This window comes from Paenibacillus sp. FSL M8-0228 (assembly GCF_038007385.1).
In the GTDB taxonomy this organism is placed as follows: Bacteria; Bacillota; Bacilli; order Paenibacillales; family Paenibacillaceae; genus Paenibacillus; species Paenibacillus polymyxa_D.
In genome coordinates this window covers 36,357-53,099 of record NZ_JBBOXA010000002.1, presented here as the reverse complement: position 1 = coordinate 53,099, position 16,743 = coordinate 36,357, and the positions used below count along the sequence as shown (strand labels likewise).

The following is a 16,743-nucleotide window of genomic DNA, read 5'->3' as shown; positions in this document are numbered from 1 at the left end:
AAAAAAAGACTTGACAAGAAGATGGTCATATGTGGCGAAGCCCCTTGAAAAAACGAGGAGGTTACGCCAATGGATGAGTACGCAAATTCCCTAAAAGAAACGCTGACATCCCTCATACGAGAAATGTCAGCCGCACCAGCACCTTATGTCAAAAACCCTGAAAAAGATTTTACCCGAAAGAAAAAGCTGCCCTTTGAAACGGTTATGCAACTCCTGATCTCCATGGGGGGGAACAGCCTATATAAGGAACTCTTGGAATCACAAGATACACTCTCATGTAAATAATGAGTAAAAATCATCGTGTTGAAGCACATCGGCTAATTTCTACCTGGCCGCTAGTTTGTGGCTATATATCCTTAGCTACGATAGTAACGCCGGACGAAAAAGTAGGTGCGTAGGTTGCGTTCTCTACGACGCTCCCGACTACCTTAACAGATGCCGTTCTGCCGCCCGCGCAATTTACTAACCTCTGCCCTCCGGTACCCTTGAACGTCACACCCATCATAACAAGGTTGGTGTTGCTGTAAGTCATACCCGCGGTGCTTATATTATTAAGTACGATTGATGTATTCGTTATCTCGCTATTTACAAGCTTTATTGTGTCGACGGGAGTAGTAGCTGTGATTAATCGAGGGATGTCAGTCTGCATGTGTATATTTTCCAAAATGATGTTCTTCTGAATGGGCGGTGTTGCATTTGGGTAGTAACTACGGGAGTAGTTGTCCTTGTCAAGGTGGAGACTAACTGCGACGGGTCTGTTTTTCTGTAGGTAGATGTTTTTCAGGTGTACATTTCTACAACCTGCCGTATAGGTAACATCGTCCTGTATCATCACCCATTTAATATTACCGTCGAGAGTGACCGTCCCGTTTACGTGTGTAGGTGCCGTCATTGATGTGTACTTAGTGCCGTCGGGATTCGCGACTACTCGGTACAATCGCCCATTACTTACCACCGTGTCTGACTTTTGTAGCTCCATGCCGGAAAACCAATCAACCCAAGCGCCGGCGAGGACACGTAAGAAGTATCCAGTCGTAGATGCAGCGGCTAAATCGTAGCAATTTTCTATTAAGCCATTCTCGATCCAACCAAGCTGTGGATTTCCTGTATCGTAGTCATGCCCGTTTAACGCTATAGGATCATCGTACGTTTTAAATTTTCCATCACGGACTACGAAATTACTGCCTCTACCAAAGTGTACCGCGTCCTTGCCTCCCTCTACTCGTATCTTGTCTATGATTACATCCTCGAAGGTGCATATCTGTACGCAATAACTATAGGATAGGAGGTCGAGACATTCGAAGTTTTCGATTGAGAGATTTTTAACATAGAAAAAAGAGATTTGACCTCTCAACCCCGTAATTAAGTCTGAGCCCGCAGTGGATTCTTTACCGTTGCATATTAGCTTTAAACCTCTTATTACGATGTTTTTGTTGTAACTACGAGTAAATGCACCCTTATTGACGAGTACGTACCCGTTTGATGTGGTGCGCCTTAAAAAGACACCTGGACCAAAATTTAGAGTGACGTTGTCCCCGATCTTTATCGCTCTGTCGATATCGTAGATGCCTGGCTGTTCTACCCTTATCATGCCTCCCGCATCAACGGCCCTTTGTAGTGCAACCGCGTTAGTTGCCGCGTCATTACTTGGCATAAATCCAAATTTAAGTGCGCTAGGTATAAATATAGGTTCTGTCGTAGTTGTGACGTCTACGGCGTAGACTTGATAAGATGTTTTGCTTGTATCGGCAACTACAATTCTTACAAAGTAAACGTCATCATCGACCGTGTAATAATTAATATCAAACGCAGCTTGCCGTAGCATCTGCTTCGCCGCGTTGTATAAATTAACCCTGTACATAATTGTGTTATTTTCTAGCCTGAGTCTCTTCACCTTCGACACGTCGATGTATCCGGATCTATAACTATTCGTAACACTCGTCTCCATACCAGCGCTGGTCAGTCCACCTATTGCCCAATTGGAAGGTATCGGGGTGGTAATCTCCTCAGCTACCTTAGTGGTAGTTTGACCTATTATCTCGCCTACTTTAGCGTCTGCTTTCCTCGCAATCGTTCGGGCCACCGTGTCTTTTATCGTCATTTAGCCAACACTCCTATTAGATACCCGGACGTAACCGCTAAACGGATATCTTGCAATTAGTTCAGTTGAAGCATACTCACGTGTTTTTGCCATAATATTTAACCTCCAAAGTTTTTTTGTTTCACTCGAGTTGAGAACTGCGCGCTTTAATTGCTCTTCATTTATAGGGTAATTAACATGGTTATTTAACAACCTAAACGAAGAATCTTTTATATAATCTTCTGTTGTCTTGCATTCATAGAGACAGTGCAGGAAAAAATCCGGCTGCCGAAGATTAAAGTAACATGTTAAAAGTGTTGAATGATGGATCGGCTCTTAGTTGGACAGAAAATATAAGGGCTAGTAGAACGAGCAGATAAGAAGAAGGGACGGAAAAAGTGCCCTCATAGGAGTTGTTCAGTTTTGTGTTGACAATCCAGAGTTAAGAATTACATATTGAAGTGCACTTATTGAATAGTACCTATTGAACAATTTTATTATCACCACAGGCTAAAAAAATGATTTGAAGACAAAAAAAGAAACCCCCAAGGGATCAATGTCATTAAGATAAGCTCAAAGACAATTCCGGGAATAAAAATGAAATCCGAAACGGCATGGGAAAAGCCCCGTGCCGTTTGTTTTTTGTGCAAGCAAGGAAAAAAGCGTACAGCAAACAAAGCGGATAGAGTATCCGCTTAAAAAAATGTTCATGTGAACCGAATTATGCTACTCTGTAGACGAAGCTAACAGCTGATTTCCAGCGGATTTTGCGTGTATTCCTCTGCCCTGAGCGAATGGGTCGAATCGGCAAAATGTTTTTGCGAATCAGCGCTTCAACATCGGGCGAGGGGCATCGTGCCGAGAGCGCAGGAAATATCTACAAACGTGAACGGCAACCGTAAAGTTGACTTGGTAGGGATGCCGTGTATCCATTTGGGAAATGACGACGTGCAAGGTCATCATTTCAGTGAAATTGTACATGATCATTCTTGCGAATATCTCTTGGATGATGGACTCTTGCTTCTTTGCATGAAAATTCGTCAGACCGACGGTGTATTTTAATGCCCTGAAAGAGGTCTCAATCCCCCATCGCATGTTATAAATGGACTTGATTTCATCGGGTGGGAAATCAGCGGTAGAAAGACTCGTAATAACGGTTTCATAAGTGCCATTAGGCAGGATGAAACGAACAACCCGAAAGGAAATCGGATAAAACAAGTTCTCCTGCAGATCCAAAAAATCAAAGGTAGACGTGGAAGGGACGAACTTGTACATCTCAGGATGAGCCTTGACCTCTTTGGTTTGTTTTTTTGTGAGTGTCAGATGAATGTCCCAATCAAACTCTCCGCTAGAGGGCACACGCAAGCCCGAAAGAATACCATTGGAATCCAAATCCTTTACCCGTATGACATAGTTCCACCCTTTGCGTTCAATATGCGCGAAATTGTTGTAACTTTCATACCCTCGATCGGCAATAACAATGGTTTTGCTTTTGATCGGGGAACGGTCAACCATAGCAGCCAACGCCCTTCCCTCGTTGCAAAACCTTCGTGGCTGAACAATGGCATCCACGTAAAGTCTATTGCACAAGTCATAGGCTGCGTTCAAATGCAGAAGGTTATAGCCTTTCGTGTTCGGTTGACTTTGAAAATAGGTTTCCGTGTCCGCAGAGTCCGTTGCGATATGCAAATCCGAACCGTCAACAGCAAGTAAACGATACCCCCGGTAGTCCTTGATATCCGTATATGATTGCGTAAATTGGTGAAACAAGAATTCCACAGCAGACGGCAGGATTTTATTCCTCTGTTGGACAAAAGCAGAAGTGGTCGCGGTATTTACGTCATAACCTTGTGATTCCAAGAGTTCCTTATATAGGCTGTTCCCCCCCATGGAGATCAGGAGTTGCATAACCGTTTCAAAGGGCAGCTTTTTCTTTCGGGTAAAATCTTTTTCAGGGTTTTTGACATAAGGTGCTGGTGCGGCTGACATTTCTCGTATGAGGGATGTCAGCGTTTCTTTTAGGGAATTTGCGTACTCATCCATTGGCGTAACCTCCTCGTTTTTTCAAGGGGCTTCGCCACATATGACCATCTTCTTGTCAAGTCTTTTTTTCCTTTTTCATGCAAAAAAAGAGCGGGCTATCTTTTCGATAACCTGCTCTTGTTCCTGATTTAGAACCTGCGTCTTAACTTAATGACATTGCCTATATAGGGGAAGGCTTTAGTGAAATACTCAAAAGCAGATGGGATCAACTAACAGACTATAACACATTCTCTGTGGCATATTCCAGCTATACACACCTCATAACAGACACTATGACAATCAAAAAATCCCTGTGGACCCTGAGCCTTAATAGGTTGGACTGATCTAATTATTACTTGCGGACGTGCATAGGTTGTTACTGGGTTCTGTGCTACTGAACGATAGTTATTTGCCAAAAAGTTCACCTCCAAATTAGGCTTATTATTCATGATAATATATGAGGTAACTCTACGTGGGTGTTTTTAGTTCAATAAAATGAGTCAAATGCCTAAACTACTTACAATAATAAGACTGGTCGGAAGAGGTCAGTTAGCAAATAAAGCCTCCGGCTAATTACCGGGGGCTTTATTTACTTAAAATGATTTAGGGTTGATCTGCTTTAATAACGGATCATCTTCCTCTTCCTGGCTTTCCTCTTTAGGGGGATTCTTCTTGGCCGCTACCTGTTCGTCTATAGTTGCGGCAGGCTGTGGCTCAGGAATAGCGTACATAGCAGAAAACGGCGTTAAAGGTGCTTGTAATCCATTGAGCAAAGGTTCCTGATAGAGAATTTTTTGTATGTCATGTTCTGTGATGTCTCGATATCCAAACCGATCAATCATGTGCAAGACGATACTTGCTAGGGATAGTTGTATGTTAGACTGTGCATCAACCCAACGATTTACTTTCTCATGCTCTTTTAACTCGCCTACTCGCCAAGAGACGTGTTTACGGGTAGGTTCTGTCAACCTTCAACACCCGCCTCTTGAAAGAGAACTTTTTTATGCAAAATATCCAATCCATGCACATTCAAGTTTACAGCGTATTCGCCTGGAATCCAAACTAATAAGCAATGGACTGCATCGGCAAATTCCTTTGCTTCTTCGTACAGATCAGGCTCAAAGGTGATACTTCCACCACCGAACACCATAATAAATTCAATGTCGCCGCCAATCTTACTGTAGTGATCTTGCATAGCAACCAGGATGTTGTTAGCTTCTCCATATTGTGCTTCTTCCATAAAGCTAGTTGCCATTTTATATAAGTTATCTTTAGGGTCTTGAAGTATTTGGTCAAAACGTTGACGGTTAATTTCCAAATATCCTTGAGTTTCTTCTGTTAAAAGTTTGGCTGCTGCTTCGGCTGCATGCCCAACTCCATGTTTTTTTCCATCACAATTTTCGAGAACAGGGTTCAAACCATGTGTATGAATTAATTCAACCGTTCCTGATCCAATATCTACTAGAAGTCCTTTTTTAGTTGCGAAGTCTCGCGGCGTTAACTTCAAAAGTTCCGGTTTGTCAGCATATGTTTCTCTAAACTTAGAAAGTATATGGGGCGATTCGATTTTCTCTGTAGCGTCTTTTTTTGGACTTTTCCAGAATACAAAACCGTAAAGGCCAGTTAACCCTTCTTGGGTTACTTTGGACTTTGTATATTTCAAAGTAACAACAACGGATTTCTTACCTATGTAAACCGTCACAACATGTGTGTTTCCTGTGAAGCGTTTCTCTAAAATCTTAGCCTTGGTAGGGTTCCATTCCGAAGCAGGGATGGAGCCGGCAAGAGAACCGTTTACTTCAATGGTATCAGGCAACTCATTGTGAGCTGAATAGTAATTTTGGACTTCATGAGCTGCTTGCATAGCTAGAGTCATTACCACGGGAATATCATGTTTATGTTTATTTCCGAGTCTAATATTCATATTGTCTGATGTGCTTGAGGTCAGACTTGCATGGTTTCCTACTGCATAGATTCCGTCTTTTTTGATAGCACCACTACTAATGTTAACAACAAGCTCATTCATTAAATTGTTAACAATAGCGGCGATGCTTTTATCCGATTCATCGGGTTTGGTATACAATCTCTTAATGACTGCAGGTTGGGAATAGAGAGTACCATTAATAATCATTTTGTTTGTCGAGTTACCAAAATCAGCATTTGACTCATTTTGTTTGACTGGCACCGTGCAACATCTCCTTTAAGTTTATAATGAGTTTAAAATAAGTTTAAATAAACTTCGATATTCTATCTTTTACTAGTATAATATACCAAAACTAATATATCAACCTGAAATGAGTTCGAAAATAAATTTATAATGAGTTTAAAACAGGTTTTTATAAACATTTTGAGTTTATTATAAACTCAAAATGGATTTTTAAATAAACTCATATAAAGTTTTTAATAACCTCATTTTGATTTTATTTTAAATAAAAAAAGTGTTTTTTGCCGATTGGTAGGCAAAAAACACTTACGGGAGTAGGCGGGACTATTAAAAGTTCTTGCAAAAAAACTAGATTAGTGGCAAAATCGGAGTATATCCACATATCCACAACATTTTTTTTTGCGAGAATTATAGAGCGGTTTTAACATAAATACATAACAAAAAAATACAAAAAAAAAAGCACCACCCAAATTTTATGAAGAAGTCATGTTTGGCGACGCGACCTTCATCATAAAACCCCAAGAGTGTGCTTTACTCGTTTTTTTGCTTCTGGGTACATTATACCCTATGTGCGAAAAAAAAGTAAAGCATAAACTCTTAATTTCCTATTGCCTTTTTTTAGGCGTGGTGCTGGAAATGGGAGTTTTTTTAATGTCTACCTATGCAAATTTACCCAAAATCGCCTATAACGCATTTTGGGACTTATATCATAACCAGCTTACGGAGCGGCCAAAGCGCTTTGAAAAAGCTGAAATTCGTGACCACAGTTTGGGGTGGGTGTACCTCAGCAATGATTGCCAATCTGCCAAAGCTGTTCGCACCTACCAAACTCTATTTGTCCTGAGTGACCATTATACATACTATACCCCTAATACCTTCTATCGGAGAGGTTTGCGCAATCAGGAGACTTTGCGCTGGCTTAATGCGATTGTATTAGACGTGGACACAAAGCGTGGTGTAAATGTCGGCCTTTGCTTGCCGGATCTACTCGAACAGATCCGGTCTGCTGGTCTGCCGCTGCCTACCATGATTGTGAGAACCCCAAGTGGGGGCTACCATGTCTATTTTGTGCTTGATTCCCCCCGTAAAGCGTTCTCTAATGCCGTTGATACTTACAACAAGCTTCAGCTTGCTATGGCTGTAGCCATCGGTGCAGATCAGCAGGCAGTTGGAGCAGAGCGCTATTTTCGCATTCCTACAGAGGAAAACGTTGTTTACCGAAGTGAACGCCGGGTAGCCTTTGAAGAATTAAACGATTGGTACTGGCTTAACCATGAGCCGGAGCAGGAGAACGTCAAAACGGGCGTTTGGACGCGGTGCGGGCTTTTGGAACGTGAAGCAGTTCAAGCGCTCCTACGGGGCGTAGAGCGCGGCAAAAGAGACAACGCGGCTTATACCCTTGCTTTGGTTTACAAGGCTGAAGGTTATGACCAGGAGAGCGCTGAAAATGCGTTGCATACCTGGAATGCTCGTCTTGAATCGCCGCTTTCGGAACGCGTTATTTGTCAGAAAGTACGGAGCGCGTACAAGGCTGGCGCTCCAGCTGGACCAACGGCCGATTGGATTCAATATCTATCCGGGGTTTCTTTTGCGCACGCAGCGAAGTGGGATGCGGCCAAGCCGAGAGCAGAGAGAGAACGTAGCCATTACACAGAATGGGCGACTGACGTACTCGAATTTTTAAAAGAGCAACCCGGCCAACAGGTGACTGGATCGCAGCGCCAGCTTGCCGCTTCTTTCGGTATGTCCCTGTCTACTTTTCAGGAAGTTGTATGTAATTTAGTGCAAAGAGAAAAAGTAATATTAGAGGTATCTGGAAAGGGACGTGCAGCATGCACAACCCTTCGTTTGGTATGCCCGAAAGACCCGACGAAAACTACGGCCAAGATCATCCCTTTTCCAAAACAAAATTTTACAAATAGTTACATAATTAATGTACCAGTCTCCAATACATTTAAGATTCTAGGGGGGTTGGTGGGTGGGTTATTGTCTGCTTGCACTACCTTACCTCCTCCTCTGCCTTAGTGTATTTTTATGTGGGTCTTTTTCTTGCTGCTCTCATTTTCGTATTCTCTTTCTATTCCGGATTGCGCTTCTCTATCTATTTCTACTTTTTGCCTAACGGGGCCTATTTTCGATTTAGTTCCCTTTCCCTGCTCCTTGTTTTAATTTCCTTTTGCTCCCTGTTATTTTAGTCCTGTGTGTTCCTGATCCTTCCATACAATTGACCTAGCTAGGCCTGTCGCTTTTGGGAGTATCTGTTCATTTTGTGTCGTTTTTGTTCTTCTCTGGCGGCATGTTTGTTATACTAAATTGCATGAAACACCGAAAAACCACTCTAACTTGAGCCGAAATAAGATGTATCCCTATGTTCTATGTAAGTTGCACCCCCACCCCCCGCGAATTGCTTGGTGCCACTGGTGAGTGGGAGTAATATAGCCACTCGAAAGCACTTCCTGACCCCACCCTCACAACGTCATGAGGATGGGGTCAGGAAGACGAGTATCTATATTACTCTAAGTTACTATTTGGCGGGGGGTGGGGGTGAGGGTAAAGATTAGAAGTGAAGTGATTAGTAGAGTGGATGAAAGAGGGAGAAAAGAGAGAGGAGAGATTAAAAGATAGAAGATAAAAGATAAGAAATTTAAAGATGAAAAGATGAAAGATTAAAACAAAAAACCAAGATCAAAACCTAAAAGCAAGATCAAAACCTAAAACCTAAAGACGTGTGAGTGAATGCGAGGAAGTAAACCTGTGGGGGTTGATCGGGGAAGAAGGTTGACATGCTAACGCATGTTCTTGAATAACATTGTATTTTTATGCATTGGAGATTCAATATGGAAAGTTGCTTCTATGATGTTGTCTAGTGGTAGCGATAGTGAAAGATTGATGGAAAAGTTTGAGATGTTTCAGTTGGGGGAAGTTCCCCCGGTATAGGGTGGCAGGATTGAACAAACAGTATGCGATATGAGCCTTTATTTTGTTGGTTCAGTTGCACTTTCAATTACACTATTTGATGTTTGGAAGCAGCGGGTTATTCTAACTAGAAAAATGTGATAGTGTACAAGGGAGAGTGATTTTGAAAACGAAGTCGGAGGAGATTTTTTGATTACGAAATACAGTGATTTTAGAGACGATGATTTTCTTATTTTGAGATTCATTTTGAAGCACGGTATTGTTACAACCAGGCAAATTATGACGCATACAGATAGCATGTCACGTCATGCTGTTTATCGCAGATTGAGGAAACTCGAAAATGCACGGTTAATCTGGAGAAAGAAATTAGCGTCCAAACTCAATGTGTATTTTCCGCATCGAGACGCACGAGATTATTTGAATTATCCTGTTACGGTATCGAATGATGCTTCTTTTTATACGGCGCAACATGATTTGATTATTAATGATCTAATTTTGTATTTGAGATCGGCGGCGGCATCGGATTTTGAGTATAAAACGGAGCGTGAATATCGGTTTGAGCTGCTAAAGGGAGTCGAGGATCGGCAGGCCATCATCACACGTACGAACGAGACGCGTGATTCGATTCCAGATTTTATTTTGTATCCTCCAAACTTGGCCATCGCCGTTGAAGCAGAGCTGACCGTAAAAAAGGCTACTCGCTTGAGGAAGAAAATCGACTTATACGCCAATCAGCTTAAAAATGGAGAGTATACAGATGTATGGTATTTTGTTCCTGATAATTCGGTGGGTAACGCTATAAAGAAGGCGGTTGATTATGTACACAAGGCGTGGGCGGCTTCGGCCCGGACTATGACCAACGCAAAGGGGATCAATGTTTTCCAGCAAATTCAAATCCGTGCTTTACCTTCAGAGGTTAAAGGGGAGGATTAGGTGCAAAATGATGGGTTCGAGGATATGTTCCGAGGGCCGACCCCGGAACAACAGGAGCAAGAAAAAACATTAGGCTACATGGTTATAGCAGCTGTTTTCCTGATCGTATTTTGTTTTGCGATGGGTGGTATTATTGCAGGGTTGCTGATTTACCTGGCCGTCAGGTTTGTTATTAAGCGCTATTGGGTATTGTACGCGATGTTGCCGCTTGCTCTTTTCGGGATTCTTGTATTACATGGCACGGGCGAATGGCTTTCATCACTTGGTTTTTTATCGGCTGTGCGCCTGCCGTTCGTGGCAACACTGGCAGAAAAATATCTTCATGATGGGAAGCCCTTCCCACTCACTGGTTATTCTTTCGTTTCTGCTGGTGTGGTTGGTATTATCCTGGCGTGTGTAGTACACCCGATTATTCAATATTTCGAGAGTAAAATCATTAAATCCAAACATGTCAGCCTGCTGAAAAAACGGGCTGACCGAAAGTATAAAAAATTCCGACTAAACCGATTTAAATACAATGATCTGGCGCAGCTTAAATTTCGTAAATCTGAATCCAAAGCCAATTTTATTGGTTATGACGAGTTTGGAGAACGGGTTGAGCTGGATGATGAAGAACTCAATTCGCATATGTTAGTCATTATGACAACTGGCGGCGGGAAGACCGTAATTATCGGCACTGTGATTGAAAACGCGATCCGGCAGGGTAAACCCGTATTTTTCATGGATGGCAAGGGTGAAAGAGAATCCATGCTGGAGTTTAAGGCGCAGGCTGAAAAATATGGCCGTAAAGTACATCTGTTTACTGATTTGGATGAACTGAATTTCAATTTTTTGCGGCACGGTTCACCTACGCAATTACGTGACAAAATCATGAATCTGTTTGAATGGTCTGAACCTTTCTACAAAATTAATTGTTCCCGGTTTCTACAACTGACCTTGCGGATGCTGCGGGAGTTTGGCGAAACCTTAGACTTGGCAACCATTTACCGCATGACATTCCGCTCTAAAGTAGCTGCTTATATTTCGGAGCTGATCGAGCGTGAAGAAAATGAATTAAGTCGGATAACAACGGAATGGGAACATTATGAAAAAGCGTTGCACCGAGCTGAAAGGGCCAAGAATGGGGTTTCTCTAACACCTGAACCAGAGGAAGAACCTACAGAAAACCTCGAAGATGTTGCTGAACCTGTTCCTGTAGCTGCCGATGATTTTTTTGGGTTCCGGCAGGCAAGGCAGGATAAAAAAGCAGCAGTCGCAAGTGAGGAACCTCAACCGGAGGAAGCCGATGAAGCGGAGCCGAATGTATCCCTCGCAGCTCCTAGGGTGGATCTGATCAAAGAAGAAATTGAGATTCCACCACAACCGGATGTGTCCAGAGAAGAAGGAGCGGAGCGGTACCGGGAACGGATGGAGAAAATCGAATACTATCGGGAACGTTTTTTTGGTGAAGATTCGGAGGACGAAAGCGAGGAAGAAGATACAGGGATTAACTTCAATTCGCTGGTGAGTCTTAGAAATCAGGTTGCGGAGCTGATGGAATCCGATTTAGGGCCGCTTTTTGAGGAAACCGGGGGCGGTATGGATTTACTGGAGGTCACGGATCGAAACGAAATGGCTATTTTTTCGTTGTCCGGTAACAAGTATCGTGACTATATCAAAATGCTTGGCCGGATCGTTATCTCTGAATTTAATACGATCGTTGATTACCGGCAAAAAGCCGGCAAGAAGCGAATGCTTATGGTCTGTGATGAATTTTCTGCATATGCCAGTCATGAAATTGTTGATGTGGTGAATAAATCGCGTTCAGCTGGTGGGGAATGTGTTATCTCAATGCAGGGTTTATCAGATACAGACAAAGTTGATCCAAACTTGACCCGGCAGATTATCAATAACTGTAATACGTATTTGTTTGGGCGCGTGAATGATAGTGAAGATGCATCCATACTCGCTGCTACTTTAGGAACCTATGAGGATGGTGATATTACGAGTCAGGTGAAAAAAGATCCGCTGTACAAACTGAATTTTGAATCAGAAATGGGCACGGTCAGAAGCGTACAGCGCTTCAGAGCGCATCCGGACGAAATTAAGGAGCTGTCCAAAGGGGAAGTATTTTTAGCCCGTAAGCTGAAAAAACGGGATGATGGACAGCCATATGTAGCCCGTGTGTATGTACGGAACGGCCTTGACCTGGAAGGGATTCAGGAAATTGTTTCATGAAAGGAGGAATTGAGCTATGGCAAAGAGTTTAGAAAAGCGTAAGCAGCGAAACGAAGGAGAGAAACGCGAAAAAGTGTCTTTGTGGACTCATATTAAAAATTTGAGTAAGCGCGAAGAAAAGCCCGTGCGAAAAGCTTATCGCCCAAAAGGATATGTGGCGCGGAAGATGGGTTTCTGCCTGTTCTGGATTATGTTTGTCTTCATGTTCCTGGTCGTATTTGTTACCGTGATGGCTCCTAAAGGATCGTCTCAAGCCGATGCTAAAACGGAAAAGAAAGCGACCTTGAATCCTGCGACGACGACGACAGGCGTACAGTACGCGCAAAACTTTACCAAGGAGTATTTTACTTGGTCGCCGGGTGATGCGGCTTTAAAACAGCGGCAGAAGCGTCTAGAGCCATTTCTAGCGAAAGGGCTGGACAAGCAAGCGGGACTGGAGACACATGGTTTGCAGACTAAATCCACGTTTCTCAAAACAGAGATTAAAAATATTGAGGAAAAAGGCGAGAACCGCGCCTATGTAACGCTCAAGGTATATCAGAAAGTGGAAGTGCCGCAGCAAGTTCCAAACCAAAAAGCCGGAACGGGCAAGACAGCTCCTTTGGTTAAGTACAAGCCGGTGGAAGTTCAAAAATTTTTCGTGGTGCCTGTGGGGTACGACCAAAGCTACGGCATTTATGATTTGCCCAAATTTAGCTTTATGGATTCACAAACCACGCTTGAGAAGGACGACGCAGCCAAGGGGCTAACGGATGCGGAAAACAGTCAAGAGAAAGCCAATGTACGTAATTTTTTGGATACTTTCTTTAGTTCATATGCCAGCGATCCACGAGACAAATTGGCTTATTTGCTGGAAGACCCTAAGCATCCGAATGGACTCAATAAGACAATGGACTTTGTGAGTGTGAATGCAGCTCAAGTCTATCAAGGGTCTGCACCTAAGCAATATATTGTGTTGGCGAATATTACGCTGGAAGATCCTAAAACGAAAGACCGTTATAACATGAATTACCGATTGTATGTAATAGAGAAAAACAGTCGGTATGTCGTGACAACCCTGGATGAGAAATAGGAGGTTTGTATTATGAGTTTAGGTGGCCTTGTAGATTGGTTATCCGAAGAAGGGAAACACGCGATATTTATCGCTGGTATCGTTTTTGCGATTGTGTTGGCGTTCCGAAGACAGTTTATTGGAGCAATTGGCACTTTCCTCGTTCTCTTAGTGGCGTATGCCTTTGTTGCCAAACCTGAATTGTTTGGTACCATATCTGAATTTATTACAAGCAAGCTGAATTTAGGCGGGAAATAAGGGGGCCTACAAGTGGAACCGCAGCCGCAACGAAGAGACTTGTTTGTTCTCAATGAATTTTTGGTATTTGAGAGACGATTATATCAGTTTGCAGGTTTTGCCTTTGGTAGAGCTTTAAAGATCAAAACGATAGGTTATTTTTTTGCTCTTTCGGTTGTGATGATTATTTGGTATCACATTCCGCTTTTGAATATTCCTTTATTAATTTTACCCAACGCATTCTCCTATATGGCGCCGTTTTTAGGCACCTATTTACTGGTTGATGTGGGGACCGAGAATCGGCCCCCTATCAAATTTTTTAAAAGCTTTTGCGCCTATCACTGGCGCAGGAGTAAGCGAGTGACCTATTACAAGGGAATGGAGCTGGGACAACCTCAATCCTATGGATTTAGCGGCCAACTGACCGCGAGAGAACGGCAAGCTGCTAAAAAGAAACTCAACCCGACTTACCGTTTTGACGGTTACTTTACAGTTGGAGAAAGACCACTAAAGAAGGTGAATTCATGAAAGTTTTCACACAATTCCCGGTTAAACATGTTGAAGGCAATTTGGTATTTGGTAGAGACGGTACCGTATGGGCCTATTATCAGGTTGAAGGTTTTGCCTATGATTTTAGGGATATGATGCAGAAGTTTGAGCCGTACAGCAATCAATTGTCTTTTTACGTAGAGAATATGAACGATTTGCATTTTCTGATGATTCCATCCTTAACGGATGTGAACGGCATTATTGATGAAACCTTATCCGAAATGAACCGAAAAGATTATGCGCTGAAGGAATATGGTATCCAGTATTTTGAGAGTTTGAAAGAAACCTTGTCGAGTCAGCGTTCTTCTCGCGATACGAACGAGTATCATTCTTATATCGGAATTCAGTTGATTGAAAAGAGAAATAAGTTTCATGGTGATGGAAATGCCGCATTAATGCTTACTACACAATTCCAGCGGTTCATGCAGGGCTTCACGTCTCCCTTATATCGGGCCGTGGGCTTGATGCCCCAAGACATACTCAAACGGGACATTAAAGAACGGCAGGATCAGGCCGAGGCCCTACGTGAAATTCTGACTACATCTATGTCTTGCATGGTACGACATACCACCAAAGAAGAAACGGTATTTTTAATTGAACAAAACTTTAGTGTCACGCCAAACGATACACAGCTTCGCAAAGGCTATGAAACGAGTGTTGACGTTAGCGGGATTGATGAAAATAACCAAATACATGAAGCACGGCGCGGCCAGGCCCATTCATTTTATGAGCTGCAAAATGCGGAGATTAAAGAATACGACCAAAAAACGCTCAAGCTGTACAAGCTGGTCGGGGAAGAAATTAGGGAGAAATATGTTCAATATTTAGTCGTAGATAAGATGCGGCCCCACTCGCTACATCCAGGTTCCGAGTGGATGTTTCATATACAGAACAGTTTGAAATTTCCGGTAGCGGTTTCGATTAAAGCCAGCTTCTTACGAAATGACCAAATCGTTAAAAGATTAAGTAATGTCCGGCTTTCTTATGAAGACCAACGATCTGAAGCCGCCAAAGGGAACAGTGAAGTGGATCTAAGTGTTGAAAAGTCCGAAAGCGGCGCAATCCAGATGGAAAGTCGTTTTGGGGAAACCGGATATCCAGCTTATGCATGTTCTTTTGTCTTCCGTGTGGCGGGTGACGACATGGAGGAATTGCGAGTTAGGGCTAGCGAGTTAAAGCGGCAGATGCAGAAATTCGGTATCCATTTGCAAACGCCATACGGGGAGTCGATTTCCTATTTTATGGAGTTCATTCCTTCAGCTCCAAGACTCAATGAGGATTACTTGCAATATTTAGAGCCGACAAAGTTGGCGGGTATGATGTTTGCGGCAACCACGAATATCGGAGACAACCGAGGATTTTATATCGGTCAAACGCTCAAGCTGAACCGGCCCGTATTTATCCGGCCTGACTTGGCCGCAAAAGCTTTTGAAGGAACACAGAATGTAATGGATTCTTTGGCCGTTATGGTCGCTGGTATGACCGGGAAAGGTAAATCATTTTTCATTAACCTGTTTACGTATCTTTCTGTACTGACCGGATCGCTTGCCCTGATTGTAGACCCGAAGGGCGACCGGAAAGGGTGGGCCAATGGATTACCTTTTATTCCACCAGATTTTATATCGGTCTGGACGTTGGGCGCTGATGAAGCAGATGCGGGCTGTCTTGATCCTTTCCGCACTAGCACCAACCCCGAAGAAGCGAAGGACATTGCCCTGGATATTTTGTCTTTTTTGTGCAACAAGCAATTAGGTGATGTCGGGTTCACGCTACTAAGTGAAGCATCCGAACGAGAAGCTTATCATGACGATCCTTGCCTGGGGGGATTGCTGGAAGACCTGGAGAAACGATTGGTAACCGTGGAACATCGGGCAGATCGCCAGGAAGCTGCTGCACAAATTATTGAAACGCTGCATACGCTCAAGCGGAGTAACATTGCAAGATTGCTATTCGGGGAGCGCAACCAGGACTACCGGGTGCTTGAAGTCAGTAAACCTATTCAAGTGCTGATGGTGCAAAATTTGCAGTTGCCAAGAGCAGGGAAAGGTTCTGTCCGACCTGTAGAAAAAATATCCGAAGCCATTTTAATTTCCATAGCTGCTTATACCAAACAGTACATGTTTAATCAGGATCGTTTTATTCATAAGGTCATCGTACAAGACGAAGCGAAAACCGTTGAACGTTCATCTGAAGGTAAAGCACAAATGGATTTCATTACACGGATGGGGCGTTACTACAATACCTCTTTGGTGAAAGGTACGCAGAATGCTACGGACTATGACGAAGATGTAGCCAATATGGGGATGAAATTTTCTTTTGCTCTTAAAAAATATGAAGAAGTGGTTGAGATGCTTAAATTCTATAACCTACCTACAACACAGAGCAATATTGACTATCTCACTGGTTTAGGCCGGGGAACGGCTCTATTTCAGGATATCTATGGCCGGACAGCAGCTGTCCGCATTCATCCGGTTTACAAAGAGATTGAGCAGGCTTTTGACAGCTCCACGTCCACGGAAGAAGAACGTCAATACGAAAATGAACGTCTGGAACGCATCACAATGGGAGGTTAAG

The 16,743-nt window shown here is 43.0% G+C and carries 12 protein-coding genes; 8 read left to right on the top strand and 4 right to left on the bottom strand.

Annotation, left to right across the window (positions count from 1 at the left end; all coding sequences use genetic code 11):
* Nucleotides 1-69: 69 nt before the first annotated feature.
* Entirely contained in the window at nucleotides 70-285 is a 216-nt protein-coding gene (locus tag MKY98_RS26895) for a hypothetical protein (protein ID WP_069011638.1), read from the top strand.
* Between the two features lie 61 nt (nucleotides 286-346).
* On the opposite strand, the gene MKY98_RS26890 is transcribed toward MKY98_RS26895, so the two are convergent.
* The 4 genes from MKY98_RS26890 to MKY98_RS26875 all read right to left on the bottom strand — a co-directional run bounded on the left by MKY98_RS26890 (nucleotide 347) and on the right by MKY98_RS26875 (nucleotide 6,287).
* Nucleotides 347-2,101: a hypothetical protein gene (locus MKY98_RS26890; RefSeq protein WP_069011637.1), complete on the bottom strand. Its 1,755-nt coding sequence runs from the start codon at nucleotides 2,099-2,101 to the stop codon at nucleotides 347-349.
* 804 nt (nucleotides 2,102-2,905) lie between these two features.
* A complete protein-coding gene (locus tag MKY98_RS26885) occupies nucleotides 2,906-4,123 on the bottom strand; it encodes an IS4 family transposase (RefSeq protein ID WP_218061469.1) in 1,218 nt (405 codons plus the stop codon).
* Between the two features lie 572 nt (nucleotides 4,124-4,695).
* The gene (locus MKY98_RS26880; RefSeq protein ID WP_069011636.1) at nucleotides 4,696-5,070 is read right to left on the bottom strand and encodes a hypothetical protein; all 375 of its coding nucleotides are present in this window, start codon (nucleotides 5,068-5,070) and stop codon (nucleotides 4,696-4,698) included.
* Nucleotides 5,067-6,287, bottom strand: coding sequence for a ParM/StbA family protein (locus tag MKY98_RS26875; RefSeq protein WP_256026087.1), 1,221 nt, complete (start codon nucleotides 6,285-6,287; stop codon nucleotides 5,067-5,069). Before MKY98_RS26875 ends, MKY98_RS26880 begins: the two co-directional genes overlap by 4 nt.
* A gap of 630 nt (nucleotides 6,288-6,917) precedes the next feature.
* Here MKY98_RS26875 and MKY98_RS26870 point away from each other — a divergent pair.
* From MKY98_RS26870 to MKY98_RS26840, 7 genes are all read left to right on the top strand, one after another.
* Nucleotides 6,918-8,291 (top strand): primase C-terminal domain-containing protein, encoded by a 1,374-nt coding sequence (locus tag MKY98_RS26870; protein WP_069011635.1) that lies wholly within the window; start codon nucleotides 6,918-6,920, stop codon nucleotides 8,289-8,291.
* Between the two features lie 1,080 nt (nucleotides 8,292-9,371).
* Nucleotides 9,372-10,115, top strand: a complete 744-nt coding sequence (locus tag MKY98_RS26865; RefSeq protein WP_069011634.1) for a MarR family transcriptional regulator — start codon at nucleotides 9,372-9,374, stop codon at nucleotides 10,113-10,115.
* On the top strand, nucleotides 10,116-12,332 hold the full coding sequence (locus tag MKY98_RS26860) for a TraM recognition domain-containing protein (RefSeq protein ID WP_069011633.1): 2,217 nt from the start codon (nucleotides 10,116-10,118) through the stop codon (nucleotides 12,330-12,332).
* 16 nt (nucleotides 12,333-12,348) lie between these two features.
* Nucleotides 12,349-13,404 (top strand): conjugal transfer protein, encoded by a 1,056-nt coding sequence (locus MKY98_RS26855; protein WP_208332845.1) that lies wholly within the window; start codon nucleotides 12,349-12,351, stop codon nucleotides 13,402-13,404.
* 12 nt (nucleotides 13,405-13,416) lie between these two features.
* Nucleotides 13,417-13,641 carry a hypothetical protein gene (locus tag MKY98_RS26850; RefSeq protein WP_069011631.1) on the top strand — a complete coding sequence of 75 codons (225 nt, stop codon included), beginning with the start codon at nucleotides 13,417-13,419 and terminating at the stop codon, nucleotides 13,639-13,641.
* Nucleotides 13,642-13,653: 12 nt separating this feature from the next.
* Nucleotides 13,654-14,148 carry a TcpE family conjugal transfer membrane protein gene (locus tag MKY98_RS26845; protein ID WP_069011630.1) on the top strand — a complete coding sequence of 165 codons (495 nt, stop codon included), beginning with the start codon at nucleotides 13,654-13,656 and terminating at the stop codon, nucleotides 14,146-14,148.
* Nucleotides 14,145-16,742: an ATP-binding protein gene (locus tag MKY98_RS26840; RefSeq protein WP_069011629.1), complete on the top strand. Its 2,598-nt coding sequence runs from the start codon at nucleotides 14,145-14,147 to the stop codon at nucleotides 16,740-16,742. Before MKY98_RS26845 ends, MKY98_RS26840 begins: the two co-directional genes overlap by 4 nt.
* Nucleotide 16,743 lies beyond the last annotated feature (1 nt).

Excerpts from the sequence above, each read along its gene's own strand:
- MKY98_RS26870 (WP_069011635.1), top strand. The coding sequence starts at position 6,918 with ATGTCTACCTATGCAAATTTACCCAAAATCGCCTATAACGCATTTTGG.
- MKY98_RS26885 (WP_218061469.1), bottom strand. The coding sequence starts at position 4,123 with ATGGATGAGTACGCAAATTCCCTAAAAGAAACGCTGACATCCCTCATA.
- MKY98_RS26850 (WP_069011631.1), top strand. The coding sequence starts at position 13,417 with ATGAGTTTAGGTGGCCTTGTAGATTGGTTATCCGAAGAAGGGAAACAC.
- MKY98_RS26840 (WP_069011629.1), top strand. The coding sequence starts at position 14,145 with ATGAAAGTTTTCACACAATTCCCGGTTAAACATGTTGAAGGCAATTTG.
- MKY98_RS26895 (WP_069011638.1), top strand. The coding sequence starts at position 70 with ATGGATGAGTACGCAAATTCCCTAAAAGAAACGCTGACATCCCTCATA.
- MKY98_RS26890 (WP_069011637.1), bottom strand. The coding sequence starts at position 2,101 with ATGACGATAAAAGACACGGTGGCCCGAACGATTGCGAGGAAAGCAGAC.
- MKY98_RS26855 (WP_208332845.1), top strand. The coding sequence starts at position 12,349 with ATGGCAAAGAGTTTAGAAAAGCGTAAGCAGCGAAACGAAGGAGAGAAA.